Annotated in this window: 23 protein-coding genes; 6 read left to right on the top strand and 17 right to left on the bottom strand. The window is 52.3% G+C overall.

The window, feature by feature from the left end; all coding sequences use genetic code 11:
* Positions 1–23: 23 nt before the first annotated feature.
* Complete coding sequence (locus ACP3PW_RS16040; RefSeq protein WP_426417750.1) at positions 24–2,552, top strand: ABC transporter transmembrane domain-containing protein; 2,529 nt, start codon at positions 24–26, stop codon at positions 2,550–2,552.
* A 132-nt stretch (positions 2,553–2,684) separates the two neighbouring features.
* Here the strand turns inward: ACP3PW_RS16040 and ACP3PW_RS16035 are convergent, their stop codons facing one another.
* From ACP3PW_RS16035 to ACP3PW_RS15965, 15 genes are all read right to left on the bottom strand, one after another.
* A complete protein-coding gene (locus ACP3PW_RS16035; protein ID WP_426417749.1) occupies positions 2,685–3,845 on the bottom strand; it encodes an ABC transporter permease in 1,161 nt (386 codons plus the stop codon).
* Entirely contained in the window at positions 3,842–4,840 is a 999-nt protein-coding gene (locus ACP3PW_RS16030; RefSeq protein ID WP_426417748.1) for an ABC transporter permease, read from the bottom strand. Before ACP3PW_RS16030 ends, ACP3PW_RS16035 begins: the two co-directional genes overlap by 4 nt.
* Positions 4,841–6,700 carry an ABC transporter substrate-binding protein gene (locus ACP3PW_RS16025; RefSeq protein ID WP_426417747.1) on the bottom strand — a complete coding sequence of 620 codons (1,860 nt, stop codon included), beginning with the start codon at positions 6,698–6,700 and terminating at the stop codon, positions 4,841–4,843.
* On the bottom strand, positions 6,690–8,585 hold the full coding sequence (locus tag ACP3PW_RS16020; RefSeq protein WP_426417746.1) for a dipeptide ABC transporter ATP-binding protein: 1,896 nt from the start codon (positions 8,583–8,585) through the stop codon (positions 6,690–6,692). Before ACP3PW_RS16020 ends, ACP3PW_RS16025 begins: the two co-directional genes overlap by 11 nt.
* Positions 8,586–8,613: 28 nt before the next feature.
* Complete coding sequence (locus ACP3PW_RS16015; RefSeq protein ID WP_426417745.1) at positions 8,614–9,180, bottom strand: DUF1285 domain-containing protein; 567 nt, start codon at positions 9,178–9,180, stop codon at positions 8,614–8,616.
* A 20-nt stretch (positions 9,181–9,200) separates the two neighbouring features.
* Positions 9,201–9,806 (bottom strand): DUF4823 domain-containing protein, encoded by a 606-nt coding sequence (locus ACP3PW_RS16010; protein ID WP_426417744.1) that lies wholly within the window; start codon positions 9,804–9,806, stop codon positions 9,201–9,203.
* Between the two features lie 11 nt (positions 9,807–9,817).
* On the bottom strand, positions 9,818–10,711 hold the full coding sequence (locus ACP3PW_RS16005) for a radical SAM protein (RefSeq protein ID WP_426417743.1): 894 nt from the start codon (positions 10,709–10,711) through the stop codon (positions 9,818–9,820).
* Positions 10,708–11,379, bottom strand: coding sequence for a TetR/AcrR family transcriptional regulator (locus tag ACP3PW_RS16000; RefSeq protein ID WP_426417742.1), 672 nt, complete (start codon positions 11,377–11,379; stop codon positions 10,708–10,710). Before ACP3PW_RS16000 ends, ACP3PW_RS16005 begins: the two co-directional genes overlap by 4 nt.
* A 647-nt stretch (positions 11,380–12,026) precedes the next feature.
* A complete protein-coding gene (locus ACP3PW_RS15995) occupies positions 12,027–12,374 on the bottom strand; it encodes a hypothetical protein (RefSeq protein ID WP_426417741.1) in 348 nt (115 codons plus the stop codon).
* Positions 12,371–12,793, bottom strand: coding sequence for a DnaJ domain-containing protein (locus ACP3PW_RS15990; protein WP_426417740.1), 423 nt, complete (start codon positions 12,791–12,793; stop codon positions 12,371–12,373). Before ACP3PW_RS15990 ends, ACP3PW_RS15995 begins: the two co-directional genes overlap by 4 nt.
* Before the next feature lie 297 nt (positions 12,794–13,090).
* The gene (locus tag ACP3PW_RS15985; protein WP_426417739.1) at positions 13,091–13,798 is read right to left on the bottom strand and encodes a VWA domain-containing protein; all 708 of its coding nucleotides are present in this window, start codon (positions 13,796–13,798) and stop codon (positions 13,091–13,093) included.
* 92 nt (positions 13,799–13,890) lie between these two features.
* Entirely contained in the window at positions 13,891–14,322 is a 432-nt protein-coding gene (locus ACP3PW_RS15980) for a hypothetical protein (RefSeq protein WP_426417738.1), read from the bottom strand.
* Between the two features lie 82 nt (positions 14,323–14,404).
* Positions 14,405–14,911 (bottom strand): hypothetical protein, encoded by a 507-nt coding sequence (locus ACP3PW_RS15975; protein WP_426417737.1) that lies wholly within the window; start codon positions 14,909–14,911, stop codon positions 14,405–14,407.
* 106 nt (positions 14,912–15,017) lie between these two features.
* Positions 15,018–16,394, bottom strand: coding sequence for an L-serine ammonia-lyase (locus ACP3PW_RS15970; RefSeq protein WP_426417736.1), 1,377 nt, complete (start codon positions 16,392–16,394; stop codon positions 15,018–15,020).
* Positions 16,395–16,461: 67 nt separating this feature from the next.
* A complete protein-coding gene (locus ACP3PW_RS15965; RefSeq protein ID WP_426417735.1) occupies positions 16,462–17,928 on the bottom strand; it encodes an aminoacyl-histidine dipeptidase in 1,467 nt (488 codons plus the stop codon).
* A 312-nt stretch (positions 17,929–18,240) separates the two neighbouring features.
* Here ACP3PW_RS15965 and ACP3PW_RS15960 point away from each other — a divergent pair, with 312 nt between their 5' ends.
* The 3 genes from ACP3PW_RS15960 to ACP3PW_RS15950 all read left to right on the top strand — a co-directional run bounded on the left by ACP3PW_RS15960 (position 18,241) and on the right by ACP3PW_RS15950 (position 19,811).
* Complete coding sequence (locus ACP3PW_RS15960; RefSeq protein ID WP_426417734.1) at positions 18,241–18,684, top strand: hypothetical protein; 444 nt, start codon at positions 18,241–18,243, stop codon at positions 18,682–18,684.
* A 194-nt stretch (positions 18,685–18,878) separates the two neighbouring features.
* Positions 18,879–19,106: a hypothetical protein gene (locus ACP3PW_RS15955; RefSeq protein ID WP_426417733.1), complete on the top strand. Its 228-nt coding sequence runs from the start codon at positions 18,879–18,881 to the stop codon at positions 19,104–19,106.
* Positions 19,107–19,220: 114 nt separating this feature from the next.
* Positions 19,221–19,811 (top strand): carboxymuconolactone decarboxylase family protein, encoded by a 591-nt coding sequence (locus tag ACP3PW_RS15950; protein ID WP_426417732.1) that lies wholly within the window; start codon positions 19,221–19,223, stop codon positions 19,809–19,811.
* Positions 19,812–19,838: 27 nt separating this feature from the next.
* Here ACP3PW_RS15950 and asnS read toward each other — a convergent pair whose 3' ends face one another.
* Positions 19,839–21,236: an asparagine--tRNA ligase gene (gene asnS / locus ACP3PW_RS15945; protein WP_426417731.1), complete on the bottom strand. Its 1,398-nt coding sequence runs from the start codon at positions 21,234–21,236 to the stop codon at positions 19,839–19,841.
* 222 nt (positions 21,237–21,458) lie between these two features.
* Between asnS and ACP3PW_RS15940 the strand changes: the two genes are divergently transcribed.
* On the top strand, positions 21,459–23,141 hold the full coding sequence (locus ACP3PW_RS15940) for a SufS family cysteine desulfurase (protein ID WP_426417730.1): 1,683 nt from the start codon (positions 21,459–21,461) through the stop codon (positions 23,139–23,141).
* On the opposite strand, the gene tcdA is transcribed toward ACP3PW_RS15940, so the two are convergent.
* The gene (tcdA, locus tag ACP3PW_RS15935; protein ID WP_426417729.1) at positions 23,104–23,970 is read right to left on the bottom strand and encodes a tRNA cyclic N6-threonylcarbamoyladenosine(37) synthase TcdA; all 867 of its coding nucleotides are present in this window, start codon (positions 23,968–23,970) and stop codon (positions 23,104–23,106) included. The two genes, ACP3PW_RS15940 and tcdA, sit on opposite strands and share 38 nt — an antisense overlap.
* Positions 23,971–24,082: 112 nt before the next feature.
* Here tcdA and ACP3PW_RS15930 point away from each other — a divergent pair, with 112 nt between their 5' ends.
* Positions 24,083–25,141, top strand: a complete 1,059-nt coding sequence (locus ACP3PW_RS15930; RefSeq protein ID WP_426417728.1) for a response regulator — start codon at positions 24,083–24,085, stop codon at positions 25,139–25,141.
* Position 25,142: the final 1 nt, after the last annotated feature.

Here is a 25,142-nt window from a genome sequence, read left to right as displayed (position 1 = left end):
TTCGCAGGGAGTGATCGGAGCAGATGGATAGATCTATCTTCACATATATTATTAAGCACACACTGAGGGATCAGGTTCTCATCCTTCTGCTGACGCTTGTCACCTTTCCGCTGGTCTATGCTTCTCTGGATGTTCCCAAGCAGATCATCAATAAAGCCTTAGCCGGTAAAGATATCCCGGAGATGATCCTGGGATACGAAATGAACCAGATCTCCTATCTATTAGCGCTCTGCTTCCTCTTCCTGGCTCTGGTTATCATCAACGGAGCCCTGAAGTACGTCCTCAACGTCTACCGGGGAGTGGTAGGTGAGCGAATGTTGCGCAACCTGCGGCTCGAACTCTATAGCCGCATCCTGCGTTTCCCCCTGCCCCATTTCAAAAAAGTCTCCCAAGGGGAGATCATACCGATAATTACTGCAGAAACTGAACCTTTGGGCGGATTTATTGGCGATGCTTTCGCCTTGCCTGCTTTCCAAGGCGGCCTTCTTCTCACCTATCTTGTCTTTATCTTTAACCAGGACCCCTTTCTGGGGATGGCTGCAATCGGCCTCTACCCGCTCCAAATGTACGTAATACCCAAGCTTCAGCGCAAGGTTAACGCGCTATCCAAGGAGCGGGTGCTGGCGGCACGACGCCTCGGCGACAAGGTGGGCGACAGCATGGCGGGTATTCAGGATGTTCATACCCTGGGTACCACAGAGTACGAACGTGTCAAAATCGCATCCCGTTTGCAAAACATATTCGAAATTCGCTTTGATATTTACAAACGAAAGTTTTTTATCAAGTTCCTTAATAACTTTCTATCCAAGGTAACGCCTTTTTTCTTCTATTCGATTGGTGGCTACTATGTGATCCAGGGTGAGTTAACACTGGGTGCGTTGGTGGCAGTCCTTGCGGCCTATCAGGATCTGGACGCTCCCTGGAAGGAGCTGCTCAAGTATTATCAAACCAAAGAAGATGTTCGTATAAAGTACGAGCAAATTGTGGAACAGTTTTCCCCGGATGCCATGCTGCCCGAGCATCGGCTTAATGAAGGCGATACCCGTTTAGAACAGCTCAATGATGAGATAGCGTTCGATCGAATCTTCTTTTCTGATAGCGATGCCAGCACTCAGCTTGAAGGCATCAGCCTGAAGCTCAACCTCAGGCAGTCCATCGCCTTGGTAGGTGATAATGAAAGCGGTGCATCAGAACTCGCCCAACTGATCTGCCGGTTGCAGAACCCTGATAGAGGCGGCATAAATCTGTTTGGCCATGATTTGCAGCAGATCAATGAACCCGCTTTAAGCCACACTATTTGCTTCGTAGGATCACGTTCTCACCTGTTCGCTGGAACAATACGCGACAACCTGCTCTACGGATTACATCAACCCAGCGCATTTGAACCTTATGATCCTAAAATTTATGAGCAAACAATTGATCACGACGGGCTGAAGTTGACGCAGACGCCCTACTCTTCATTACAGGCACTGCAAGATGAAATTCTCTCGTTAAGCTCGCTATTTGAGCTGGACAGTGACCTGTATCGTTTTGGCTTACAGCAATCCATGGCTAACGCTCCAGACCGGGAGCTTGCTCAAAAACTTATCAACTTAAGGTTCCAGCTTCAAAAACACCTTGCTGATGCAGGTATGGAAGACCTTGTCGAACCCTTCGACCCTGAACGCTACAACACGAACATTAGTGTGGCAGAGAACATCCTGTTCGGTAGTTGCACGGATCAATCCCTGGATATCAACACACTCCACCTGGATGACTCCCTGCAACGGGTACTAACACGCAATAAGTTGATGCCCGTCGCCCTGAGCATCGGCTACAAAATTGCGGAGACTATGATCGAGCTGTTTTCAGGTCTTGAGCCCGGTAACGAGATTTACGAGCGGTTTAGCTTTATCAGCGCTGAGGATCTACCCGAATATCAGGAGCTAGTGAGCAAGTATCCCCAGGATAAAGTGGAAACCCTGCCAAAAGATTCCCAGGAAAAATTGTTGGCACTGTTTATGAAACTGATCCCTGCGCGCCATCGCCTGGGCCTGGTAGATGATGCGATCCAGCAGGCGCTGGTTGTGGTTCGTAAAGAGTTTTCGGATGTCCAGCAAGGCCGTCGAACACTGGTTCACTATCGTTTTGATCAATTCAATGAACTACTGAGCATCCAGGAAAATATTCTCTTCGGTAAACTCTCTTACGGTAAAGCCAATGCGCAGCAGAAGGTTGCCGAGATCATCGACCAGCTAATTGATGAGCACGGACTGCGTGAGGATATTTTGCATTATGGACTTGAATACGAGGTGGGTACCGCCGGTGCCAAATTACAGGCCGCCACTCGGCAGAAGCTGGCGCTTATTCGTGCAATGATTAAACAACCCCGCGTAATGGTGGTCGATCAAGCAAGCAATGCCCTGGACGAACAATCAGAACAACGAATCCTTTCTCGCCTGATCAGCAGCAGTCCATGTTCGCTGGTTTGGGTAGTAAACCGTCAGCACCTCATACCCTTGTTTGAACACCGGGTCGAGATGACCAAGGGCCAAATTACTGCCCAGCACTAAGCACAGCTTCACCGATAAAATAGTCACCGTCCCTCTACAGCTTCGCTGTCAGGGCGCAGGCTGGTGAACATGGAGCCCCCTGTACTCAGGACCGCCTATCAGGCCAAGAATCGTCATACACAGTATTCGACTTTAGTTTTTGTAGGGGTCGGCAGCATCACGTAAGCCATCCCCGAGAAAATTGAACGCTAATATAACGAAAATGACAGGAACCACAGGCAGCATGAGCCAGGGATAAATGGCAACCACGTTCACATTTTGAGCTTCAGCCAGCAATACCCCCCAGCTGGTTATAGGCGGCCTTAGCCCCAGGCCTAAAAAGCTCAGTGCCGTCTCACCTAGAATCATTGCGGGAATCGAAAGCGTTGCCGAGGCAATCAGGTGACTTAAAAAGCCCGGCAGCAGGTGCTTGCGTATAATCCGTGGCGGTGACGCCCCCATCAATAGAGCAGCACTTGCATAGTCCTCCTCCCTCAAAGCCAACAGCTTAGAACGAACCGCTCTTGCCAGGCCCGTCCAGTCCATCAGCGCCAGGATCAAGGTAATACCAAAAAACACCCACAGGGGACTCCAGGTAACGGGGATAATGGCCGACAGCGCCATCCACAAAGGTAACTCCGGAAACGAGCGAATGACTTCAATAAGCCGTTGAACAACGTTATCCACCCAACCACCGTAATAACCCGCCAGACTGCCTATAATCACCCCCATAATCATACTCAGGCAGATACCGACGAGGCCGATGGTTATGGATATTCGTGCGCCATAAATAATTCGAGATAGCATATCCCTGCCGAGACGATCGGTTCCCAACAGAAACATGGTCCCGCCCTTTTCAACGCAGGCCAGGTGGAGATTTGACTCCACTAGCCCCCAAAACTTGTAACCCTCTGCGTCACAAAAAAAGTTAATCCGGTATATTTTTTCCCGGTCTTCACTGTACACCCGAAGCAAACGATCCATATCCAAAGTCTGGTTCCAGCCATATACAAAGGGGCCTACCCACTCTCCCTCATGGAATAGATGCACCGGCTGCGGCGGCGAGTAGATCGAGTCAACATGACGGCTATGGAGACTGTAGGGCGCAAGAAACTCACAGATAAGAATCGAAAGGTACAGCAATACGATGAACAGGCCGCTGTAAAGCGCGAGCTTGTGCTTCTTGAATTTCCACCAGATTAACTGCCATTGCGAGGCAAGGAAAAAAGATTGCTGCTCAATATGAGCCTTTTCGATTGAACGCGGATCGTATTCCGCATCACAGACAAAATGAGGATTAGCGGGCTGCTTCATCGCTGCGCACCCCCCTCAAGCCGAATCCTGGGGTCGAGTACCGCGAGTAGGAGGTCCGAAATCAACACTCCAATGACCGTTAGCATTGCCAGAAACATCAAGAAAGATCCGGCCAGATACATATCCTGACTTTGGAGAGCTCCGAGCAACATGGGTCCTGTTGTTGGCAATGACAACACCAGAGCCACAATTTCAGCTCCTGAAATAATACTGGGAAGCATATTTCCAATATCGGCAATGAAAAAGTTCAGCGATACGCGAAACGGATACTTCAATAGCAGGCGAGTTTCCGGTAGGCCTTTCGCCCGACCTGTCACAACATAGGGCTTATGGAGTTCGTCCAGCAGATTCGCCCTCAGACGCCGAATCATCCCCGCAGTGCCTGAGGTGCCAATTACGATCACAGGAATCCAGAGGTGCTCCAGCACCGACTTCACCTTGTCCCAACTCCATGGTTGATTGACGTACTGCTCATCCATCAGGCCACCAATGGAGGTCCCAAAATAGACATTCGCAAAATAGAGCATCACCAGAGCGAGCAGGAAGTTCGGTGTCGCCAGGCCGATAAAACCGACTAATGTGAGCCCGTAATCACCCCAGCTATACTGATGGGTCGCGGAATACAAACCGATAGGAAAGGCAATCAGCCAGGTAAACAGGATGGTGATTACCGATACCAGTATGGTGAGGTACATTCGGTCCCCCACTACTTCAGAAACAGGCAGGTCATACTCAAACGAGTAGCCGTAGTCTCCCTGCACAAAGCCAGTCACCCAGGAGACATACTGCTCTAGAAAGCTCTTGTCCAGCCCATACTCTTCGCGGAGGTAGGCCACCTTCTCCATGTCGACGCTTTCACCCTGGGCCTGAAGCTCGGCGATATAGCTTTCCAGATAGTCCCCTGGCGGTAGCTGGATGATCACAAACACCACAAAGCTGATCAGCAGCAAAGTGGGGATCATCATCAACACCCGTTTAACAATATACTGTCCCATCTATTGGCGCCCCCCAGCATCCTGAACCCAGAATGTGTCTGGATTGTACACACCAAAATAGGAACCCGGCTCCCAGCTATACCACCCCTGGTTCGGGACGTTTTTTAGACGATTACTCACAACAATTGGCTGCATAATACCGGTGACAGTGCCTATGCTAAACACCTGATTGGAGTATATTCTCAACATCTCCTGCCACACGTCCCAACGCTGCTGTCGGCTACGGGAGTGCTCCCAGGTCTCCACCAGGGTACGCAGACGGACGGCTGGGAGCAGGTCGGGGGGAGATCCCTTGCCTGTCTCATAATAGTCTCCCCACATCGGCCACTGTAATTGTTGCTGGGAATAGGGAGCCAGCTCCCAAGGGCTCATATCGCTGGTGGCCAACGCATTGTCCAACCCTTTCCACACAGACATAATGGAGTCGCCGGAGAAAACTCGGCTGCGAAAGACCTCGCGCTGGGAGGGACGAATATGCAACTTGATGCCGACGTCCATCCAGTGATCGTGTACTAACTGCAGAACATCTGTCTCCTCGGTTTCCTCCCCTGCGGTGTTAACAATAATTTCCATCGGGCGCCCATCAGGAAGCAGGCGTATTCCCCGGTCATCTCTTTCGATTAAACCGATATCATCAAGCAAAGCGCTGGCTTGTTCAGGATCATACTGATTCCAGGCCTCCATAAAATCTTGCTGGAACAGGCTACTTTCTGGAAGCAGGGTATTACCTCCCTCGCTCGCCAGTCCGTAATACACGACCTGATTAATTTCATGACGATTGATCGCCAATGACAGCGCCCGCCTAAAACGCGCATCCCTGTTGAGGGTGCGCCACTGATCATCATTTGCGTTAAGGTTTGGATAAAAGGCAAACTGAGACCCTCTCGCAGCCTTCCAAAACCGAACTTGATAATTGTTTTGCGTTTCACCCTCTTTAAGAAAGGTGTAATTATCCAGACGTATATACCTGCCCTGAAGATCGCTCTCCCCCGCTCTTGTCTTGGCAGCAATCAAGCTGCTTCCAACGATATTCACGACGATCTCGTCAATATAGGGAAGCTGCGTACCTTTAGCATCGACACGGTGATAAAACGGATTGCGCAAAAAAACAAAGCGGTCTGCGGGAGGTTTCGTACTGTTATACCAGGGCTGCAACGTAGGCAGTTCAGGATTGTCCATCTTGTAGGGATGTGCGCGAGATTTAAACAGGGCGACCCAGTTTCGCTTTTTCGCCTCCTTTTGCAAGGCCAGTAGCCGGTCAGGCTCTGCATATTGCTTATGGAACTGACGCATATAATGGGCTGGCAGATAGATCGCCAATGCCCTGGGGCCGGCTAACAGAGGTAAAAAATGAGGGTTGGGGGTACTCCAGCTGTAACGGATAGTGAGCTCATCGACGACCTCCACCAAAGGTGGCTCAGAGTCCACTTGCAGGGATTTAGAGGGACCAAAGGGCGAAAGCTCCTTGTTCAGCGCTACGTCTTCCCAGTAGAAGCGAAAATCTTCTGCGGTAAAAGGAACACCGTCGGACCAGCGGTGTCCGGGACGAAGGTGGAAGGTGAAGACCCGGTCATCTTCATTTTCGTAGGCGAGTAGAATATCGGGCATCAACTCAAAGTTGCGGTCATAGCCGACCAGCCGTGCATAGCCATAGACATTCATCATTCGAATATCCTTGGACTTGGCCATTAGCATACGGATTGTTCCACCGGGTTTTCCGTAAGTTTGCGGCGGCAAAAGCTCCATAATCCGGGGGGTCTCCGGGGGCTGCGGCTGAATCGCCTGCGAAGAGGTCGGCAACAGCAGCAAACCCAACAGGGGCAGGCACAGCAACCGGAATAAACTACGTTTAGCTTTCATCGGTATGCATCCTCACCCAGTGAGCGGCTTCCACTTCCACCAACTCACTGCTGATATGGGGCGACAGCGTATAGGGAGCGGGCCAAAATTCGGGCTGTGCCAACCCTGCCTCCTGATTGTCAAAGTCGAGCAACTGGTTGAGGTCGGGAGCCGGTACTGCGTCTATCAGGGCTCTTGTGTAGGGGTGCAGGGGCTTGGCGAAAAGCTCTCCTGCAGGGGCGATTTCTACAACTTGACCATGGCACATCACCACTACGCGCTCCGCAATATAATCAACCACCGCAAGGTTGTGACTAATGAACAGATAGGTGAGTCCCAGCTCTCGTTGAAGGTCTTTTAACAGATTAAGTATCTGCGCCTGAACCGAAACATCCAGCGCAGATACAGGCTCGTCCAGAATAAGCAAGTCAGGAGACAAAGCCAGCGCTCGAGCGATACTGATCCTCTGACGCTGCCCGCCAGAGAAGCTGTGGGGATATCGATTAAGCAGTTCGGGCCTGAGCCCAACTAATTCCATTAGCTCACAAGCACGTCGCTCACGGTATCTCTTATCTCCCACCTGATGAATGAGTAGCGGCTCGCAGATAATATCATTGACGGTCATGCGCGGGCTAAGGGAGCTATAGGGATCCTGGAACACCAACTGCATTCGTGGCCGAAACTTCTCCAGCTCCCGCCCTTCCAGCTCCAGCAGCGGTACGGTAACACCGCGGTCATTGTACGATATTGACCCGGTACTGGGCTCGAGTCCTCGCATCAGCATCTTGGATAGAGTGGTTTTTCCGCAGCCGCTTTCGCCGACCAGACCCACCGATTCTCCTACCGCGATATCGAGATTGAAATCACGAACCGCATGAATCTGCTCCTCTTCCCCACCTCCGAACCAACTGCTATTCCTTTGCACATAGGTTTTTGACAAGCTTTTTATACTGAGATGAGGCGCATGTTGGCGCTCTTGCTCTGTCCAGGGAGTATAGAGTTCCTGTATGTTTGCAAGCCCACCTTCACTCGAACGTATGGGGTTCAGGCGCTCCGAAGGCCCCAAGTTAAATCTCGGTACGGCCCGAAATAGAGATTGCAAATAAGCGTGCCCGGGCTTCGCAAACAGGGTTTTGGCGGGACCGCTCTCCATAACCCGGCCGTGGTACATCACCACGACCTCATCCGCCATATTGGCAACCACACCCAGGTCGTGGGTTATCAGCAGAACCCCCATGTTCAGTTCCGATTGCAGGCGACGCATCAGACGAAGAATCTGCTTCTGTACCGTAACATCCAGTGCGGTGGTGGGTTCATCGGCAATCAGTAACGCCGGATGACAGACTAGCGCCATAGCGATCATAGCCCGCTGACGCAAACCACCGGAGAGCTCAAACGGATAGAGCTTCATTGCCTGCTGTGGATTTCTAAAACCCACCAGTGCCAGCATCTCCTGAGTTAGCTCTAACCCTTTTGATCGACTAACTTTCCGGTGCAAAAAGAGGGCTTCACTCACCTGATCTCCGACGGTATGCATCGTCGACATCGAGACCATCGGCTCCTGAAAAATAATGGATATTTGGCCCCCACGTATCTTGCGCATTTCCGCGCCACGATTATCCAGGGCTGTAATATTGACACAGTTTCCAGGCTGATTTGGATCTCTAAATTCGATACTGCCAGACCGAATACGCGCATTCTCCGGCAGTATTCCCAAAATAGCCTGGGAGCATACTGACTTTCCGGATCCGGACTCCCCTACTAGCGCGAGGGTTTTTCCTTCACGCACATTGAAAGAGACCCGATCAAGCGCCCTGATAGAGCCTCCGGGCATTTCGAATTCAACCACCAGATCACGAATCTCAAGCATCTCATGGGGGCGGTCATCAGTAGAGGTCGGTTGCAAGCTGTGTCCTTACCTTGCGGTTAGTCGGTTAATGTTCCTGCAGTTTCCCCAGGGAAAAAAATGCTCCACTACTGACGACTCCAAGGTGGCGTTGATTTCCCAAAACTTTCTCAATGCAATGATGCTCTACTAGATGGTAGAACAGATTGCGGTGAATACGGGCTCTAAGTGCCCCCCTAACCAATATATAGGGTATGCCTTCGCCTTTAGCATCGATCACGACTTCAAGGGGGTGCTGTGAATCAAGAGGGACAACATCTCCCAAATTAGTGACGAAGCGCAGTGGGTCAGCGTGCATTGATTGCGGTTCGAGGTCGATCGCAACAAAAGGTGCATCTTCAACCTCGATACTTAGTTTCTCCGCCGGGGTCACAAGGTAGTGAATACCTTCATCACAGCGCAAAATCGTAGAAAAAAGGCGAACCAGGGCGCTTCGCTCAATCGTAGACCCCTGATAATACCAATCACCATTACGATCTATGCGCATCTCGCTATCGCCGTGGGTTGAAGGCTGCCAATCCTCTACCGGGGGCAAGCCTTTATTAGGCCGCAGGCCGGCTAGTGCCCTCGCTAAAGCCCCCGGTGTATTGCCCATACTACCCCCATCGATGCAAACTAGTGATTACCGTAGAGCTGCTGCGCATACTCTTCAATAGCCGGATAAAGGAGGTCTGCCGGATCGCTATTAATAAACGTAAGCCAGCCACTGCGCCCTTCGATGTAAGCGTTCTCGACCAACCCACCGGTCGCCGCGGTATAGAGCGCCAGGGTGATTTTAATTTTATCCCTGCCAACCTCTGATATTTCCTGAGATTCCCGCCATTGCTTCCAGTCGCCAATGGCATCGTCATAAACCAGTAACTGGGGAACCAGTAAGTAATCGGCCCTCTCTTTACGCGCCATCGTCAAGGCTGCGTTAAAGTTCTTTGCTGATCTGGCTTCATGAATATGGGGAAAGTAACTACGCAGCCCTCCCACCATCGTATCGGCCAACTGAGCGCTGTATCGATCCGCTTCTATATTGGAGCTTTGGACCCGAACAACCGATATCGCCGGGTCTTTGGGAAGACCCCAGTTCCCGGTTCGATACAGATCAAAGGAATCCAAGAGACGGGCATCTCGAGCATAACGCTCCGTTTCAGAATAGATCTCCGATGGCATACAAGCCACCACCGAAAACAGCATAAACGTGCAACCCATCACTAGCGAAAATCGCTTCATTCCAACACCCCTTATAAACCCCTTTGCCACTCCTGACGCAAGCCCGCCTGTTGCGGTGCAGACATGGCCCGCCTGACCTCTTTCAACAACTGCGCCTTATCCCGCCCTAACCGTCCTTTCAGCACGAGATAGTTGGAGGCGTGATCACTCCTGAAAATCGTATTGTCGAGCTCTAAACTCGATAACAACAACTCCATTTCCTCAAAAAGTTGCTCCTGCTGCAAGGGCACATAGTCGGGAAAATGCTCCCTGAAACGGTTTTCGCCCATTGGAAAGCTAACCACCAATGTCGAAAGATACTCTGGCTGCGTGATGTTGGCCAATCGTGCCGACTGAATCCCGTGCTGGCGACTCAAGCTAACGCCCCCCAAACCATTGAGAATCATCACCGAGCGCTTTATCCCGGCTTCTCCGGCGAGCAGCAATGCGTCACAGGTGCTCTTGTGGGTTTCCCCTTTGTTTACTCGTTGTAGCACCTCATCGTCTCCTGATTCCGCACCAACGTACAGCAGGCCCAAACCAAGCATACGCAGCTGCTCCAATTCCTGCCTGCTCTTACCGCGTAAGTTGCGAGGTAAACAGTAGGCTGAAACGCGCTCAACATTAGGAAGGTGACGCTGAATCATCTCAAGGATGGAGATTAACCGCCTTACCGACAACGCCATCGCGTCCCCGTCTGCAAGAAACACCCGCCTGATATCTCCCCTATAAGCGGCAGCTGACCGCAGATCCTGTTCGATCTCTTCGTCCGGGCGCACGCCGAATTTTTTTTGCGGCTCGGTATACATCTCGCAAAAGGTACAACGATTCCAGGAACAACCGTTGGTAGCCTGCAAGATCAGCGAGCGCGCCTCACTAGGTGGACGATACAGAGGCTCTATATAAGCGAAAGGTTGCCGACTCACAGGTTATCCCCTTCATCCACGGCGTTAACTTCCCCTTTAGTGCCAGAGGTCCGACTACGACCACGATTACCCATGCGCACACCAATATCCATCATATAGTCAAAAAAGCCTTCTTTATCCTTAATAACGCCCCGCCAAAATGGAGAGTGGTACATGGCTACGCCACCAGATATTAAGGCCCATGCGGCGCAGTAATGATAGTACTCTGGCACATCCTCAAGGCTTCCGGCAGCTATTCGGGCACGAATTAGATCCGCTAAGCGATCAAAGTTAGAGGCCCGAATTTGGTGCAACTCATCCAACATACCGGGCAAGGGATTGCGTTGGGCCAGCTTCTCCTCCAAACGCTCAAAAAGATAGTATTTTTCCGGGTCTTTCAGGCGATACTCAAAATAGCTACGCGCCAGTGAGTCCTTATCTCGTGTTACCTCCTGTGATTGAAACAGGTCTGCCAGCTCACGCTCGTAATCGATCATCATTCTAAGGTAGATCTCCGCCTTGGAACGAAAGTGCTTATAGATTGTGCCTTTGCCTATCCCAACCTCTTCAGCAATAAGCTCAACGGTAACGTTTTCCTCCCCCTTGCGCAGAAACAAATTCAAGGCGATATCAAGAATCTCCTGCTCGCGGCGCAAAAACTCTCTCTCTTTACGTGATACCTTTTTCATTCAAGCAGCCAACCCTTCTACCGAACCTAACGAACAACTACTGCACCCGACCCCATTTTTTAGGCCATTGATGCGCCCACTGCTACCGGCACCCTACCACTAAAAAAAACCGTAATAACCCTATGAAAATAGTGGCCAATGGAACTAATGAACCCCAACCGCCCAAGATAGAGGCCCTGCGAGGGAGATAGAGGTGCTATTGATCCCGACAACTATAATAAAAATGCGGGGAACCCAATAAGGATATGCGAAAAAAATGTAAAAATAGCCCTCTCTCCATTGGACGTTTTCTATACAAGCGACAATACTTAGCGAATCAAGACGGCTCCTATCCCCCAATTGGCCGGTCTTGATCTGGGTCAGCAATGACCTTGCTTACGTAGGAATGTGTACCTTTGTTTCACTCCTAATGGTCTTGCCCCGGTATCCACCCCCCAGGATAGCCGGGGTTTTTTTATCGCTCGATATAAAGAAGAGGAAAACGGGGGGCAGTTGGGCACCAGGAAACCAAACCCTTTGTAACGGCGTTGGGGTTCGTCCGAAATCTCAACCGGCTACCGGCAATGCCGCCGCATTCGTGCAAGCTCGCACGAAAATATCAAAAAAACTCATATTAAAAGCCTGTTAGCAGTTTCTTTAAACGCCTCTCAACAGGTCAATTCAAAATGATGCTGCACACGTTGAATAAGTTCCCGGTAGCGGTCGCAAGCATCAGCAGATAGCTGTACAGGCTGCCCCTGCCCAACCAGATTTTCGTCGCTCTCTATCCTGTTACAATCAATTCTAACGCTTTCAAGAAACACATCATAATATATAGGAAGCGAAAGGAACGAAACCCACTGGATACCACCCTCACCACTGACCCGAGCGCTTATCAACTGCAGAACATCATCACGACCGAGTCGCCTGCGCTTGCGTTGGGATAAATAAAACAGTGCATAAAAGCCAAGCAGTATAAGGGTGGCAAGCAGGACGGTTATTAAGAACGTGGTCACCGCCCGCTCTCCCCCAGTAACTTCTCCTTAGCAGCATTAAGCTCCGCTGCAAGGTAGGCACTACCGCCTTTATCGGGGTGAACCCTGGATATAAGTCGCCGGTGGGCATCGATTATTTGCTGTCGACTAGCACCTTCATCTAGCCCAAGAACCCTATAGGCGTCAATCTCACCCATCGTTTTGGTTTGCTGATCAGTTGCGCTACTGGAGCCCTGATACTCTCTCCACTGCCTTTGGTGCATTTTTTCCAGGTAACCCTGTAAAAGGCGAAGCGTATCTTGTTGCGCAGGCGGGCAATGATTATAAAGATTCAGGATAGCATCGAAGTCGAGTTCGCTGAGCTTTGCGCCACGGTGCCTGCCGACCAGTATCTCTCCATCCATCTCACCGGTCCCCTGATCCAGGGTCATACGCAACATTTCGGTCACAACTTCTGAAGTATTTGCTGTTTTTTGTCGCGCTCGGCGGCTCCATAGCTGTTTAATCTGGGGCAACCATCGCAATAGCGGCAAAAACCTTCTTACGAAAGGGAGCAGCGCTGCAAAGAACGCGATCAAAACAGTCCCTTTCCCACTCACCAAGAGATAGACAGCGACTATTGATAATAGGGCGACCAGTAGAGCAAGAGATATCTTGCGCCTGCGCAATGGGGGCTGGGAAGCGATCCAAAGCCCCATACCAGCAACGAACAAGCCTAACATCAGGAACTGCACACGCTAACTCCTCAACTGTTGTTTTAGCTGCTCAAGATAGATCATTTGAGAGGCGGGGAGTTTTTCAACAGCCTCAACACCGCCCAGGCTGAAGGCCGCAGCCGCACTGAGCAGCGCGCTTAATACCGCAGCTCCAGAACTATTGAACGGCACATACACTCCGCCACTTACCCGCGCAATCTGCTTCAAGCACTGAGCTGCAGCGTGCTCGCCACCCTCATGAAAAATAAAAACCGGGGTACCACAAAGCTTTAGCTGCCCAGCCAGATCGCATAGAAGATCGATAGGCTCTTCGACGCAGTCACCTATAAAAACCAGCCCTTGCACCGGATGTCTGCGGCTCTCATCAATACCGTGCTGAAGTACTCTGGCTATTTGTGTTTGCCCAGCGAGACAACGCACCCGCTCCATTTTGCCGAGCAGCTGTTGGGGACCATCGACCCAATCACTGGCAGTGAACTGGCGAAAACCCTGATAATAACAAAGTTGTACGCTGAGATTTCCCAGCGCCTTTGTGTTAGCAAACATTTTCGACTGTAGATGGGATGCGCGATCCCAGGTGGGTTCACGGCTGGCTGTCGCGTCGAGGGCAAATATCAATCGCCCTCGACGCGATGCAGGTACCAAAGGAAGAGATTCGGCGTGCTGCAAAAATCGAGCAACCTCTACCGAACTGGAGCGCGGCTTCAGCTCCCTGAATCGATCACCCATTACGACTCCACACCGTTAGCGTTTACAGGCTTAGTATAAACCTTGCGCCGGGGCGGGAAAATGCCTTAGTTGGCGACCCAATCCAATTGCGGTCAGGCAACCTGTTGCGTATCGTCCTGCTCGCTTTCCGCCTTGAGTTGCTCAAGCTCGGCTTTTGCTTTTTTCAGTTGTTCGTTGAGCTGCTTATTCTTGCTCTTATGGACATTCAAATCAGCCGTCAACGCACGATTTTGCTCCTGCAAACGCTTGCCCTGCTTCTTCATGCGCTCAGGGTTTAATGCTCGGAGACCCTTCAGCTCCTCCTCCAGCGATCGCTGGCGACTCGCGGTGTCGCGTTTTTCATTTTGAAGCAGCTCAGTTGCACGTGCGGCCTCTTTCCGAGCCACTTCCAGCTGAGCAGTCAGTTCCGAGACCTGGGCACTATGCTTCTCCGTTATCTCCAGCAATGCCACAAGACGCTTCTGCTCCATCGCCTCCAGCTCTTCCTGCTTCACGAACCGCCCACCCATGCTCAGTTTGGACATAAATTGATCTCCACCTTAAAAAATGAGGCCGCATTATACGGAAAACGCCCCAGCATTTAAACAATAAACCCTCGATGACGGGTTACTGAGCGACGATTAAGGGATAAGCCGGTCCCCTTTCGCAATAAGCGGCCTGCATGCGTGCACCATACTGCAACAGGCTTATTCGCTCCCACTGCCCTGCCAGTACCTGGGTCATGGTTAGGGAAAGTACATCGGGGGCGGCATTGGCGATTAGCTCAGCGTTTAATTCGCAAATTTTCCGAAACAGAGCCGCCCGCGCGGCACTACCAAACGAGCAGTGCTTAGCTAACTCCACATACCCTTGAACAACCAACCTTCTCCCTCTAGAAATTGAATAATTATCAATATAATCAACAGGATAAGACTGCTTATTAATAAGAATCTTAAGACTGTCTTTCCAATAGGTGCAATTTGAACCGCTCCTTTTTTCCGCCATAGGCAAACCCGATGCCTTGTGATTCTGGACGCTGCCACCCCCTGACACAGAAGACGCGTGCCCAAGCGGACTCGCTAAAAAAAAGATCTTCAGCGAAGCACAAATTAACAATGTGTGTATCTGGCGCATAGGCGTTTCATCAAAGCGTTAGCACTTACACAATAGCAAACACCGCGCCCCCTACCGCCGGGACAGGCTCCCGCGCCATGCCCAGCAACGCTGATCTAACGGCGCGCTAGCATTCAACGACGTTGACTGCCAAGCCACCCTGGGAGGTTTCTTTGTACTTTGACTGCATATCGATTCCAGTTTGGTGCATGGTTTCAATTACCGAGTCGAGGCTAACCCGGTGCTGCCCATCACCACGTAGCGCCAATCGCGCAGCGTTTATGGCCTTAATCGCCCCCATAGTATTACGCTCTATACAAGGCACTTGCACCAATCCACCAATAGGATCACAGGTCATACCCAGATTGTGCTCCATACCGATCTCTGCCGCGTTCTCTATCTGCTCGCAACTACCGCCCATTGCGCCGGCGAGTGCCCCCGCAGCCATCGAACAGGCAACACCAATCTCCCCCTGACAACCAACTTCCGCCGCGGAAATAGAAGCATTGTGTTTATAAAGCATGCCAATGGCTGCCGCTGTAGCCAAAAACTCTCTCATACCTTTTTGACTAGCACCGTGCATAAACCGCATATAATAGGCCAGTACGGCGGGAATCACCCCTGCAGCGCCATTGGTGGGTGCGGTAACCACCCGGCCGCCGGCGGCATTTTCCTCATTTACCGCTAACGCGTACAGACTGACCCAGTCTATGGCTGCCAAAGGATCACGCAGGGCAGCCTCTGGCCTGGACTTTAGGTCCTCAAACAGGCTTTTAGCCCGACGCCGTATACCCAGCCCACCGGGAAGTATGCCCTCTTGCTTGCAACCCCGCTCTATACTCTCCTCCATGACCTGCCAGATCCGGTCGAGCATCTGCAGCACCACCTGCTTATCCCCCTGAATGCTCAACTCATTTTCCAGCATCAGCTGAGAAACGGTGAGGTTATTCAGATTACAAAGCTCAAGCAGCTGTATGGCCGTGGTAAATGGGTAGGGAGGAGCGGCACCATTGGCGTCAAGAGCCACCGCTTCAACCTCCCCCTCTTCAACAACGAATCCTCCACCGACCGAGAAATACTCCCTATGATCCAGCAATCGATCAGAAGAATAGGCTTCCACTCGTATGCCGTTGGGGTGGCGCGGCAACGTTTCGAAATGGTGAAAACCGATATGTTGGACTGGATCAAAACCGATGATCCGGCCCCCGACGACCAGCTCCTTGCGGCTGCACACCTGATTAAAGATGCTGACAACCTCCGCCGGCAAAACCCGGTCCGGCCGGCAACCTGACAACCCTAGAATTACCGCACGATCGGTACCGTGCCCCTTACCGGTTAAGGCAAGCGAGCCATAGAGATGAACCTCAAGCCGCTCAACCTGATCCAGAAACCCACTGCGGGTCAGGCGCTTCAAAAAGCGGCACATGGCCCACATGGGACCTACCGTGTGTGAACTTGAGGGCCCCACACCCACTTTGAAAAGGTCAAAAATACTGAGTTGCATAATTTCGTGTCGGACATGGACCCGCCACGTCCGCTCCGTAATCAACACAACAGTCAGTGTAGCTCGCCTAATCCCTCTTTGATTCCGGGGTGTCGGCTAAGGCAGACGTCAGCAGCTGCCAAAAACGGCCTACTGTTTTTATATCGACCCGTTCATCAGGGGAGTGTGGAAACCGAATCGTTGGCCCAAACGAGATCATATCCCAGTGGGGGTAAGTACCCCCCAACAGCCCGCACTCCAATCCCGCGTGAATTACCTTAATTGCGGGTTTCTCTCCGAAAAGACGCTTATAGGTTGTCGATAAAACCTCAAGAATGGGAGACTGCATATTCGGCCGCCAACCCGGAGAAGGCGCTTCCAGTCGCGTGTCAGCATTGACCAAACTGAAACAGCTGCATACGGCATCGGCCAGCTCATCAATGGCACTATCAACCGCGCTTCGAGCCATACAACCCACCTCAATAACACCCCCACCAATGTTCAGGGTGGCCAAATTGTTGGAAGTTTCCACAACACCAGATAGCGTATCGCTCATCCGTTGCACCCCGTGGGGGCAACAGGCAAGTGCCGCAAGCCAGTGCGCCTGAACAGCGCTTGGCATAACCTCCTCAACAGGCGCGGTGTCGCTTATCTCAATTTTTACACCAGAATCAACCATCTCCAGCTCAGCTGCGACCACCCTGGCGACCTCGTCAACCATCTGCCTCAAACGCTCTGCGTGCGCCACCGGGACGACAACTCTGGCAATGGACTCACGGGGTATCGCGTTTCGCAAACTACCGCCGGTGATGGTGGATATCGCTAGCCCAAGCTCTTCTGTAGCCCGCTTCAGCAACCGGTTCATTATTTTGTTAGCGTTACCCCGGCCCAGGTGAATATCACATCCGGAGTGCCCCCCTTTGAGCCCGCTGACAAAAATCTCATAACTCTTACCATGTTCGACTTGCGACTCCGGTGAGTAGCTGGCGGTTGCGACAATATCTACACAACCGGCGCACCCGACAAAAAGCTCACCCTCATCCTCGGAGTCAAGATTGAATAGAATATCGCCTTGCAGCACACCAGCTTCGAGTCCTTCCGCGCCACTCATACCCCTCTCTTCATCAACGGTGAACAGGGCTTCAATGGGTCCATGATGCAAGTCATCGGCCGCCAATACCGCCATCATAGCGGCAACACCAATTCCATTGTCCGCGCCTAACGTGGTGCCATCGGCTCGCACCCAACCGTTGTCAATGAGCGGCCTGATCGGGTCAACATCAAAATCGTGATTAATACCGCTATTTTTCTGCGGCACCATGTCGAGGTGGCTCTGCAGAATCACTCCGCATCGCCCCTCGTACCCTGCCGTGGCAGGTTTCCTTACAATAAGATTTCCCGCACTGTCGATCTGATACCCGAGCCCTAAGGCAGCAGCAAAGTCGACTAGCAACTGTCGAACAGCCTCCTCCTGCTGGGAGATACGCGGCACTTTGCACAGCTGAGCAAAGTAATTCCATAGGGGACGGGGCTTCAGGTCGCCAAGAGCATTCATTGTGGTATTCCTTATATCCGAAGAACCTTTCAACCCTTGGAGGGCAAGGCCGATGCGTCGTTTATACCACCGAATACCCGCCAGGAAACTAGGTATTGGTACCTATCGGGAAGCTCGCGGGGGATAGTGATCAAGCGAAGTATAGCTATGCCTTAATCATCTAACGTCCCAGGCAATATTTCTCTATAATTCTCCCACGGTCCGGGCTAACAAGGTCATGCGCGAAGCCCTCGCGCATGCGCCCCTTTTTGCTCGGTTAAAGATCGCTTACAACAGTTACGACTCAGCTATAACGGCTGCTGGAGAGTGCGGATGCTACTTGTTCGATCCAACGACTGGAATAACCAACTGGCGTGTTATGGAGTCACCGTCCTTCATTATCAACAAGGTAAAATTGTTGTTTTAACAGAACTCGACGGCAACCCTGGTATGCCCATTCCGCAGGCAGCAGAACGCTATTTGCAGAATCTACAGGAGCGTGGACTCTGGCACCCGGAAGAGCTTGAGCGCCTCTGCTTCGTCGAGCACCTGCCCGCCATGCGCTATACGCCTGAGCACTTCCAGCAAATTGTGCCACGACTGGATCAAAACAACCGCGTATACGCCATACACTGGACACCGCTGGACAAGGGTGTAGAAAAAATGATCGCCGAAACACTGCGTTGCCATACCCCCATTCCATTACGCGACGCCTATGCCACGCCCCTACCAGAGGATGAGATCGAAACCAGCCTCGCGTTCCAGCAAGCGGGCTAATAAGTGCAACAATTGGCACCCTGACTCGAGGCAGGTTCCCTAGGTATTTTCCGCTATCGTTGCAGGATAACTACCAATAGCCGCATCCCGCCAGAGTCCGTAACATTGCACCCAGATACTCCTGTAGTAGATCTATTGTTGATGTGTTGTTCTCGTGCTTTATCCTTTTAATCCCGGCGTTGCCGGGATTTTTTTTGCCTGCGATAAAGACAAAGCCGCGCCCCCTCCATATGCGCCTGCCGCCCTTGACCCCGGCTCAGTGCGCCAGCGGATCGGTTCTGCCGGGACAGGGTGACGCCTCCAGCATTCTGGTCAATGGCCACCCCAAAAAAATAAGAGGAAAGCTGCAACTGGAGGCTCTTCAACGCAATGTAGGGAAATACCAACAGGTGTTGACCAAAGTCGGCGTTTTTGTGCCATAAACCTGAGATATTGCATCGTGCCTGACGGGGTCTGAAAACCAGCTTTGCCCCCCATCTTATGCGGGAGATTACACTCGGCCCCCGCCTCTCTATTTTAAAAGGACTTTATCCACTATGCGCGTGCCTACAAAACCCGAAAGTCATTACCCCATTTGGCTTAAACCCTTCTTTTGGAGTCAACAGCGCCGATACGGACAGGTCCTCAACCCCGGGCTCATCTGGGGGCGAGTCCCCAAGCTGTTTGCTGCAGTCGCCATCCTCTACGGTGTACTCGACCGGCGATCTTCGCCGCTTGACCCAGCCTTGCGTTCCATGATCACCGTCCGCGTATCCCAGCTCAACTGGTGTCACTTCTGCGTTGACATCAACTCCGCAAAGATGGCGGAGCGCAGCGGCACAATGGATAAGGTCCTCGAATTGGAAAACTGGCGCAGCTGCGATCTGTTCGATGCGCGAGAGCGCGCCGTTCTCGACTACACAGAGGCAGTCACCCTTAGCGATCGTCAGGTCACGAGTACGGAGGTTGATGCCGTTCGCCATTACTTCGATGATGACGGCATTGTTGAACTGACCGGCCTGATCGCGTTTCAAAACCTGTCCAGCAAGTTTAATGCAGCGCTCGACGTTCCCCCCCAGGGATTCTGTCACGCTCCGCCTAACCCCGAACCAGCAGCGGAGCATAACAAGCCGGATACACCCTGTTAAACGCCCGGCTTTAGCGCCCCCTCTTTCCTAGAAAGGCGCGCTCTTGGGAGTACGAGGAAAGGGGATCGCGTCACGAATATTGTCCATACCGGTCACATAGTTAATCAAACGCTCAAAACCAAGACCGAAACCTGCGTGGGGAACGGTGCCATAGCGACGCAGATCGCGGTACCAGGAGAGTTGATTATCGAGCCCCACCTCCGCCATACGGCGATCCAGTACATCGAGGCGCTCCTCTCGCTGACTACCGCCAATAAGCTCACCAATCCCCGGGGCCAGAACGTCCATAGCGGCCACCGTACGATCATCATCGTTCAAACGCATATAAAACGCCTTAATCTCTTTGGGGTAGTTCATTAATACCACGGGACGCCCTACGTGCTCCTCCGCGAGGTAACGCTCGTGCTCTGACTGCAAGTCCAGCCCCCACTTCACCGGATATTCAAACTTTTTGCCACACCCCTCAAGAATACGGATCGCATCGGAATAATCCATGCGTTCAAAATCAGAGCTAATAACGTGCTCGAGCCGTGCAATCGCCTCTTTATCGATGTGCTGGGCAAAAAAGGCCATATCTTCGCTGCGCTCGTCCAACAACACTCTAAACACATACTTGAGCAATGCCTCTGCCAGGTCCGCACAATCATTTAGATCCGCAAAGGCAATCTCGGGCTCCACCATCCAGAACTCTGCCAGATGGCGGCTGGTATTGGAGTTTTCCGCCCGGAAGGTTGGGCCAAAGGTGTAAACATTGGACATTGCCAAACAATAGGCTTCAACATTCAATTGGCCCGAGACGGTAAGAAAGCTTTCGCTCCCAAAAAAGTCTTCGTTATAGTCGACCGAACCGTTGTCATCACGGGGGAGATTCGACATATCCAGCGTGCTGACACGAAACAGCTCCCCTGCGCCCTCGCAATCGCTGGCAGTGATAAGAGGCGTATTGATCCACTGAAATCCCTGCTGGTAGAAAAAATTGTGGATCGCGTTAGCTAGGGTCGTTCTGACTCGGGTAATCGCACCGAACGCATTCGTGCGGGGGCGAAGGTGGGCAACCGTACGAAGATGCTCGAAGGTATGGCGTTTTTTGGCGATAGGGTAAGTTTCTGGATCATCAACCCAACCGATAACCTCAACCTTGCTCGCCTGTATTTCAAAGCGTTGGCCCTGCCCTTGGGACGGGACAAGCTCCCCCTCGATGATTACCGAACACCCTGCACTGAGTTTCAACACCTCAGCTTCGTAGTTCTCGATCGTCGATGGTACGACCGCCTGCAAGGAGTCGAAGCTGGAGCCGTCGTTTACGCTAACAAAGGAGATTCCGGCTTTGGAGTCGCGGCGTGACCGGACCCAGCCTTTAATCTGGACCCTGTTACCGGCTGCAACATCACCGGCTAGTAAAGCTTTCGTTGTATAACTGTTCATTATCTGGATATACCTAATAGAGAAACCGGGATTGTCTCAGGAAGATTCAATTTCAGGCCACGAATTCTAGCACGATGGGGTATTCTGTCATCTGGTTTAGTCCCGATACCAACCGCCCACCCCTTGATCTAGAGTGTGCATTAACGCACTATGGCGCGCCTGCGCGATCGCAGTGTGCGCCGTTGAACGGGCCCTCGCTATCACCTCCGGTACTGCTACCCTATGCCTGACTTTGATCCCCAACAGATACGAAAACAGTTCCCACTGATTATTGATGGGGCTACACAAGATGGTCTTATCTACTTCGACAACGCTGCAACCACCCAGAAACCTCTGTGTGTATTGCAGGCAATCGACGATTTCTATCGGGGATCCAACGCGAATGTGCACAGGGCAGCACACCGACTCGCTGACCGTGCGACCCAAACCTATGAAAACGCCAGAGATACGGTAAAGAGATTTTTTAACGCGGCGGACCGGTCAGAAATAATCTGGACCCGCGGAGCCACCGAGGGTATCAACCTTGTGGCCAACACCCTGGCATTCGCCCCGGGCGATGAAATAGTGATCAGTGCATTGGAACACCACGCGAACATCGTTCCCTGGCAGCTTGCCGCACAGCGCTACAAGGCCACAATAAAGGTCATCCCGTTAACCACTGAAGGCGACCTCGACCTAGAGGCCTACCGCGCTTTGCTCGGGCCCAGAACCCGTCTTGTTGCCGTTACCCAGTGCTCCAACGCCATTGGTACGCAGCCGGATCTCTCCCCTATGATCCTGATGGCCCACGATGCCGGCGCGCTGGTTCTGGTCGACGGCGCCCAGGCGGTGGCCCACCACCCCATCGACCTACAGCAAATGGGTTGTGATTTCTTTGTCTGTTCCGGTCACAAGGCATTCGGCCCCACCGGTATCGGTATCCTTTATGGTAAACAGACACTTTTGAATCAACTGCCCCCCTGGCAAGGCGGTGGCGAAATGATCTCCCATGTCAGTTTTTCCGGCAGCAGTTACCAGCCAGCACCGCTGCGCTTCGAGGCTGGCACTCCCAACATCAGCGGAGCCATAGGTTTCGCTGCAGCTCTGGATATGATCGCCGGTTTTGACCGAAACCTCCTGCTTCAACACGAACAAGGCTTGCTGCATCGCGCTATCGAACGGTGCGCTCGCATACCGGGTATAAAGCGGATTGGGCACCCCGCGAGCCAGGGTCCCGTCCTATCAATAGAGATTCCGGCACTGAACCATAAAGATGTTGCCGCACAGCTCGATCTTGAAGGGATCGCCGTACGAACCGGCCACCACTGTGCCATGCCGCTGATGAGCCTACTGGGAACCCAGGGGACCCTACGCGCCTCTTTCTCCATCTACAACACCCGGGAAGAGATAGATCGCTTTGCCGACCGGCTCGAGTCCATCGTCACGGGCAGCAAAACGCCCCAGCGCAGGCAAGCCGTAGACTCCTCACCTTTTGAAAAGGGCTTCCAGCGGTACGGACAGGAGCTAACGTTTGAAAGCCTATGCAAGCCGTTACTAGCAAAACGCGATTGGCAGCAACGCTACCGTCAAATCATGGTTTTCGGCGACCAGCTTCCTTTATTGCCGGAGTCGATGAGAACAGAAGAGGCGCTGGTTAGCGGGTGCGAAAGCCCTGTTTGGCTGCATGTCAAAGCCACTGAGAGCGGTAAACTCTGGTTTATGGCAGACAGCGACTCTCGCCTGTTGAGGGGGTTGCTCGCACTGTTACTAAGCCTTGCCAACCAACGCTCTGCTGACGAGTTACGCACCTTTAACCCGATGGCTGACTTTTACCCGCTCGGTCTGGAGCGCCACCTAAGCCCTTCGCGTAGCAATGGGTTGCACCGAATTATGGAGCAGATCCGGCATCAGGCTGAGAATCGGTAGATTTTACCTGCTTCAGTATACGCTCAACACCTCTCGCTGCGGCAACGAAGCCAAAACTGGCTGTCACCATCGTAGCCGCCCCAAAACCGCCACTGCAGTCGAGCTTTACCTCTCCGTCGGTGAGGGACTTTTGGCTGCATACGGAACCATCCGCCTGGGGGTAGAGCAGTTGCTGTGTTGAATAAACACAGGACACACCATAGTTACGTCGAGTGTTGCGCGAAAACCCATAGCGTTTTCTTAACAGTGACCTCACATTCGCCAAAAGCGGATCATTGTAGGTCTTGTTCAGGTCCGCAATATCGATCGCCAAAGGATCGGTTTGCCCCCCCGCCGCCCCGGTGCAGACCAGGTTTACCTTATTGCGCCTGCAGTATGCGACCACAGCGGCTTTTGCCGGCACGTTATCGATCGCATCAATCACAAGATCGAAAGGTCCCTCAAGCAAGCGCCGAACGTTGTCACTGTCGATAAAATCCTCGACGACGGTTACTCGGCACTCTGGATTGATCTGCAATAGACGCTCGCGCATAACCATCACCTTTGATTGGCCGACAGTTGAAGCCAGCGAATGAATCTGGCGATTGCTATTAGTAACGCAGATCTCGTCGAGGTCGATCAGCGTAAGAGCACCAACGCCAGTCCTTGCAAGCGCTTCTGCCGCCCAGGAACCCACCCCTCCGATACCGACAATACAAGCGTGTGAAGCCAGTAAGCGTTCCAGCCCCTGCACCCCATAAAGACGAGCGATCCCCCCAAATCTGTTGGACGCACTTTCAGACAACATCCCCGACACTCCACAGCTGGTCTTTGCAATAAAGGGGGCCATTCTACCTACTTGGCGAAGCGGATTGTAGATAGCCTGGTGCCAACAATCACGACGGCCAATGAATAGGCAACTATGATTAGGGGACCCTTAAGCGACAGGACCCCCCTCTCTGATGAGCTGCTCCATTCTGATTTGTGATGATTCCAGCATGGCCCGAAAACAACTCGCAAGGGCGCTTCCGCAGAATCTGGACGCACAAATAAGCTTTGTCACCAATGGCGAGGAAGCACTTTCCGCCCTTGAAAACGGCGACGGGGAGATCCTCTTCCTGGACCTGACCATGCCGATCCTTGATGGTTACGGTACCCTCGAAGCGATCAAGCAACGTGGAATTTCAAGCAAAGTAATCGTTGTCTCGGGGGATATTCAGCCTAAAGCGCGGCAAAGGGTGATGGAACTAGGTGCGCACGGCTTTATTAAAAAGCCCGCCAGCGCGGAAACCCTAGCCAAAGTTATTGAACAATTGCATGTTCCACGTTTAAGCGACGACCCGGGTAACAAAGCAAACCTCCATCAATCCCGGCAGAAAAAAGACGAGGGTGTAGCCCCCGACAGCCTGGCGCAACAGTTCGTCGCCAAAGCCGACTATATCGATGCCTACCGGGAAATCACCAACGTCGCCATTGGCCGTGCAGCAGACCTGCTGGCACGGCTGCTCGATGTATTTGTGCGCATGCCGGTACCACGGGTTAACCTGATTGAGGTCAGCGAACTACAGATGGCATTGAACTACAGCAATCGCGAGGAGGCCTGCTCCGCCATTTGCCAAGGGTTTATAGGTGCGGGCATTGCGGGTGAAGCCCTGCTTATTTTCCATGACTCGAGCTATCAGGATATCGCCCGACAGATGGGGTACAAGGGGCTAATCGACCCCGATACCGAAATTGAAGTACTGATGGATGTCGCAAATATTTTGATTGGTGCATGCCTGAAGGGACTGGAAACGCAGCTGGATCTCACCTTTAGCCAAAGCCATCCCCAGGTGCTAGGGCAGCATCTGAGCATCGATGAAATCCTCAAAACCAATACCCAGGAGCGCTGGAAAAAGACACTGGCTATCGAAGTAGGCTTTAGCGTGGAAGGGCTTAACATCGAGTGTGACCTGCTATTGCTCTATACAGAGCAGTCGGTTGCCTTCCTCAACGAACGTATCGGCTATCTGGTGGAATAAC

The organism is Aestuariirhabdus sp. LZHN29, from assembly GCF_049985285.1.
Taxonomy (GTDB): domain Bacteria; phylum Pseudomonadota; class Gammaproteobacteria; order Pseudomonadales; family Aestuariirhabdaceae; genus Aestuariirhabdus.
The sequence above is the reverse complement of the archived record's forward strand: the minus strand, read 5'-3'. Positions and strand labels throughout refer to the sequence as shown.

Excerpts from the sequence above, each read along its gene's own strand:
- ACP3PW_RS16040 (WP_426417750.1), top strand. The coding sequence starts at position 24 with ATGGATAGATCTATCTTCACATATATTATTAAGCACACACTGAGGGAT.
- ACP3PW_RS16035 (WP_426417749.1), bottom strand. The coding sequence starts at position 3,845 with ATGAAGCAGCCCGCTAATCCTCATTTTGTCTGTGATGCGGAATACGAT.
- ACP3PW_RS16030 (WP_426417748.1), bottom strand. The coding sequence starts at position 4,840 with ATGGGACAGTATATTGTTAAACGGGTGTTGATGATGATCCCCACTTTG.
- ACP3PW_RS16025 (WP_426417747.1), bottom strand. The coding sequence starts at position 6,700 with ATGAAAGCTAAACGTAGTTTATTCCGGTTGCTGTGCCTGCCCCTGTTG.
- ACP3PW_RS16015 (WP_426417745.1), bottom strand. The coding sequence starts at position 9,180 with ATGGGCAATACACCGGGGGCTTTAGCGAGGGCACTAGCCGGCCTGCGG.
- ACP3PW_RS16010 (WP_426417744.1), bottom strand. The coding sequence starts at position 9,806 with ATGAAGCGATTTTCGCTAGTGATGGGTTGCACGTTTATGCTGTTTTCG.
- ACP3PW_RS16000 (WP_426417742.1), bottom strand. The coding sequence starts at position 11,379 with ATGAAAAAGGTATCACGTAAAGAGAGAGAGTTTTTGCGCCGCGAGCAG.
- ACP3PW_RS15990 (WP_426417740.1), bottom strand. The coding sequence starts at position 12,793 with ATGTTGCGTATGACCCTGGATCAGGGGACCGGTGAGATGGATGGAGAG.
- ACP3PW_RS15985 (WP_426417739.1), bottom strand. The coding sequence starts at position 13,798 with ATGGGTGATCGATTCAGGGAGCTGAAGCCGCGCTCCAGTTCGGTAGAG.
- ACP3PW_RS15980 (WP_426417738.1), bottom strand. The coding sequence starts at position 14,322 with ATGTCCAAACTGAGCATGGGTGGGCGGTTCGTGAAGCAGGAAGAGCTG.
- ACP3PW_RS15975 (WP_426417737.1), bottom strand. The coding sequence starts at position 14,911 with ATGCGCCAGATACACACATTGTTAATTTGTGCTTCGCTGAAGATCTTT.
- ACP3PW_RS15970 (WP_426417736.1), bottom strand. The coding sequence starts at position 16,394 with ATGCAACTCAGTATTTTTGACCTTTTCAAAGTGGGTGTGGGGCCCTCA.
- ACP3PW_RS15965 (WP_426417735.1), bottom strand. The coding sequence starts at position 17,928 with ATGAATGCTCTTGGCGACCTGAAGCCCCGTCCCCTATGGAATTACTTT.
- ACP3PW_RS15960 (WP_426417734.1), top strand. The coding sequence starts at position 18,241 with ATGCTACTTGTTCGATCCAACGACTGGAATAACCAACTGGCGTGTTAT.
- ACP3PW_RS15950 (WP_426417732.1), top strand. The coding sequence starts at position 19,221 with ATGCGCGTGCCTACAAAACCCGAAAGTCATTACCCCATTTGGCTTAAA.
- asnS (WP_426417731.1), bottom strand. The coding sequence starts at position 21,236 with ATGAACAGTTATACAACGAAAGCTTTACTAGCCGGTGATGTTGCAGCC.
- ACP3PW_RS15940 (WP_426417730.1), top strand. The coding sequence starts at position 21,459 with ATGCCTGACTTTGATCCCCAACAGATACGAAAACAGTTCCCACTGATT.
- tcdA (WP_426417729.1), bottom strand. The coding sequence starts at position 23,970 with ATGGCCCCCTTTATTGCAAAGACCAGCTGTGGAGTGTCGGGGATGTTG.
- ACP3PW_RS15930 (WP_426417728.1), top strand. The coding sequence starts at position 24,083 with ATGAGCTGCTCCATTCTGATTTGTGATGATTCCAGCATGGCCCGAAAA.